The sequence below is a fragment of the Phenylobacterium sp. genome, assembly GCF_030693805.1.
Taxonomy (GTDB): domain Bacteria; phylum Pseudomonadota; class Alphaproteobacteria; order Caulobacterales; family Caulobacteraceae; genus Phenylobacterium.
The window spans coordinates 1-3,157 of record NZ_JAUXZW010000142.1; the positions used below are offsets into that span (position 1 = coordinate 1).

Annotated in this window: 3 protein-coding genes; 1 reads left to right on the forward strand and 2 read right to left on the reverse strand. The window is 69.4% G+C overall.

What is annotated here, in order from left to right; genetic code table 11:
• A partial coding sequence (locus Q8M88_RS06350) for an ammonium transporter (RefSeq protein ID WP_305595517.1) occupies positions 1 to 1,211 on the forward strand: 1,211 nt, incomplete at its 5' end.
• A gap of 100 nt (positions 1,212 to 1,311) precedes the next feature.
• On the opposite strand, the gene Q8M88_RS06355 is transcribed toward Q8M88_RS06350, so the two are convergent.
• Positions 1,312 to 2,202, reverse strand: coding sequence for a 4-(cytidine 5'-diphospho)-2-C-methyl-D-erythritol kinase (locus Q8M88_RS06355; protein ID WP_305595519.1), 891 nt, complete (start codon positions 2,200 to 2,202; stop codon positions 1,312 to 1,314).
• Between the two features lies 1 nt (position 2,203).
• The coding region (locus tag Q8M88_RS06360) for a tetratricopeptide repeat protein (protein ID WP_305595521.1) at positions 2,204 to 3,157 on the reverse strand (954 nt) is incomplete at its 5' end.

Sequence of the window (3,157 nt, forward strand, 5' to 3'; positions counted from 1 at the left end):
TGATGCAGGTCTCCACCGTAACCGTGATCGGGATGATCGCCTGGGTGTTCTGGGGCTACAGCCTTGCGTTCACCGACGGCGGAGGCCTCGACACCTTCGTCGGCGGCTTTGGACGCCTGTTCCTCAAGGACGTCACGCCGGCCAGCACGGTCGCCACCTTCTCGACCGGCATCGCGATCCCGGAGCTGGTGTTTATCGGCTTCCAGATGACCTTCGCCTGCATCACCGCGGCCCTGGTTCTGGGCGGCGTCGCCGAGCGGATGAAATTCTCCGCCGTGGTGATCTTCGCCATCCTGTGGCCGCTGCTCTCGTACTATCCGATGGCCCACATGGTGTGGTGGTGGCCCGGGCCGGACGCGATCGCCAACGCGCCCAAGGACGCCATCAAGTCAGGTCTGATCTGGGGCTTCGGCGCCCTGGACTTCGCCGGCGGCACCGTCGTGCACATCAACGCCGGCATCGCGGCGCTGGTCGGCGCCCTGATCCTCGGCCCGCGCAAGGGCTACCGCGTCGAAGCCATGCCTCCCCACTCGCTGACGCTGACTCTGGTCGGCGCCGGTCTCCTGTGGGTCGGCTGGTTCGGCTTCAACGCGGGCTCCAATCTTGAATCCAACGGCTATGCGGCGCTCGCGCTGATCAACACCCTGGTGGCGACCGCCGCGGCGGGCCTCTCCTGGGTGGTGGTCGAATGGGTCACGCGTAAGAAGGCCAGCATGCTGGGCCTGGCCTCCGGCCTGGTCGCCGGTCTGGTGGCGATCACGCCTGCGGCCGGCTTCGCCGGACCGGTCGGCGCGATCATCCTGGGCCTCATCGTCAGCCCGGTGTGCGTGTTCTTCTGCTCGGTCGTAAAGAACGCCCTGAAGTACGACGACAGCCTGGACGCCTTCGGCATCCACGCGGTCGGCGGCATCCTTGGCGCGCTGGCCACCGGCCTGCTGGTCAACCCCGATTGGGGCGGCGCCGGCATCGTCGACTACACGACGTGCGCGCTCGATGGCGACATCTCGACCTGCGACGCCGCGACCTACGCGATGGCGACCCAGTTCATGGCCCAGCTCAAGGGCGTGCTGGTGACCATCTGCTGGTCGGGCGTGATGAGCTCCATCGTCTTCTTCATCATCAAGTTCACGGTGGGCATGCGTGTCTCCGAGGACACCGAGGAAGAGGGCCTGGACATCGTCGAGCACGGCGAACGCGCCTACCACTCTTAAGTCTCGTCGGAGGGGAGCGAGGCTCGGGGCGACCTGGGCTTTCGCAAAGGGAAACGGGGGCCTCGCGGCCCCCGTTTTTCGTTTCACGCCTGCCTGAAATTCAGGTGTCGTCGGGCCAGGGCCCGCCCAGGCGGCAGCGGCGCACCCACCAGTCCGGCGCCAGGCTCTCCATACGCTCGGCCAGGGCTTCCGCCTCGATGTCGCTGGCGCATAGCGCAAAGCACGTTCCCCCCGATCCCGACATGCGGGCGAGCAGCGCTTCGGGTTCGCCGGCCAGGGTGTCCAGCACATCGCCGACGCTGGGCTCGACCAGCCGGGCCGCGGCCTCCAGGTCGTTGCGCTGAGTGGCGAGCCAGGACGCCGCTTCGATGGCGTCCTCGAAGGCCGGCGGCTCTGGATGAGCGTCCATCACATCGAACACGCCGATCGCGTCGAAGCGGCCATAGACCTTGGCGGTCGAGACGCCAGGGCCGGCGTTGACCAGCACCGCGTCGATCGCCGGCAACGCCGCCAGGGGCGTCAACCGCTCTCCCCGCCCCTCGGCCAGCACCGGGCGACCGAACAGGCAGGCCGCGCCGTCCGCGCCCAGCGAAGCGGCCACCGCCTCCAGCTCTGCATCGGAGAGCGTCAGGCCCCAGAGCTCGCGGAGCAGGCGCAAGGCGGCCCCCGCGTCGCTGGAGCCGCCGCCCAGGCCGGCCGCCACCGGCAGCAGCTTCTCCAGCGTCAGCCGAAACGGCGCGAGCGGCGTTCGGACATGAGCGGCCAGCGCCCGCGCGGCGCGCGCGACCAGGTTGTCCGCCTCATGGTCAAGAGCGTGGGCGTTCGGCCCGCGCACCCGCACCTCCATCGCCGCAGATGGGTCGGCGCTCAACCGGTCGCCCATGTCGGCGAACGCCATCAGGCTGCGCAGCGGATGATAACCGTCGGCCTGCGGCGCCCCGACGTGCAGGAAGAGATTGATCTTGGCCGGCGCGAAGGCGGTGGCCGGCATCCTATTGGGCGGCGACCTTGGGCGCGCTGGCCGGACCCGCGGTTCCGAGGCCATTCTTCAGCTTGGCTTCGGCGTCCAGCTTGATCTTCTCAGGCGGGTCGAGGGTCAGCACGCGCCGCCACTGGAACACCGCTTCGTCGCGCCGCCCTACCCTCCAGTAGGCGTCGCCGAGATGGTTGTTGACCTCAGGGTCCCCGGCCTCGAGCTCGATCGCGTCCTCAAGCAGCTCCACCGCCTTGGGGTAGTGGCCGAGCCGGTAGTGCGCCCAGCCGAGGGAATCGATCATCGCGCCAGACCGCGGATTGGCCGCCACCGCCTTCTCGACCATGAGCAGCGCGTCAGGCAGGTCCTCGCCACGGTCGATCAGCGAATAGCCCAGGTAGTTCAGCAGTTCCGGCTCTTCGGGCCGCAGCGCCATGGCGGCGCGCAGGTCGGCCTCGCCCTTCACCCACTCGCCCATCCGCTCGTAGGCGATGCCGCGGGCGTAGAGCAGCCGCCAGTCCGGCTTGGGCGCCTCGGCGATCAGGCCGTCCAGCAGTTGGGCCGACTCCGCGAACTGCTCGTTGACCCGCAGGAGGTCGGCCAGCGTCAACCGCGCATCGGCGTCACCGCCGGCCGCGGCCTTCCGCGCCATCTCGATGGCGATCTCGGGCTTCTTCTCGTTCTGGTAGGTCCAGGCGAGCTTGGCCTGCGAAGCGGCATACTCGGACGAGCCCAGCTTGGGCTGGCTGTAGGCGTTGCGCGCGCCCTCCATGTCGTCGGTCGACGCCAGCAGATCGCCGACCATCACCCAGGCTTCGTCGCGCTTGGGATCCAGCCGAAGCACCAGGCGAAGGTAGGCCATGCCGAGCTGCTGCTGACGCGCAGCCAGCAGGGTCGCTGCAGGCGCGAGCAGCGACTGCGCCGCGCCCTCGCGCAGCGTGCCCATCGGCGGCGCGGGCTTGCCGGCCGCGGC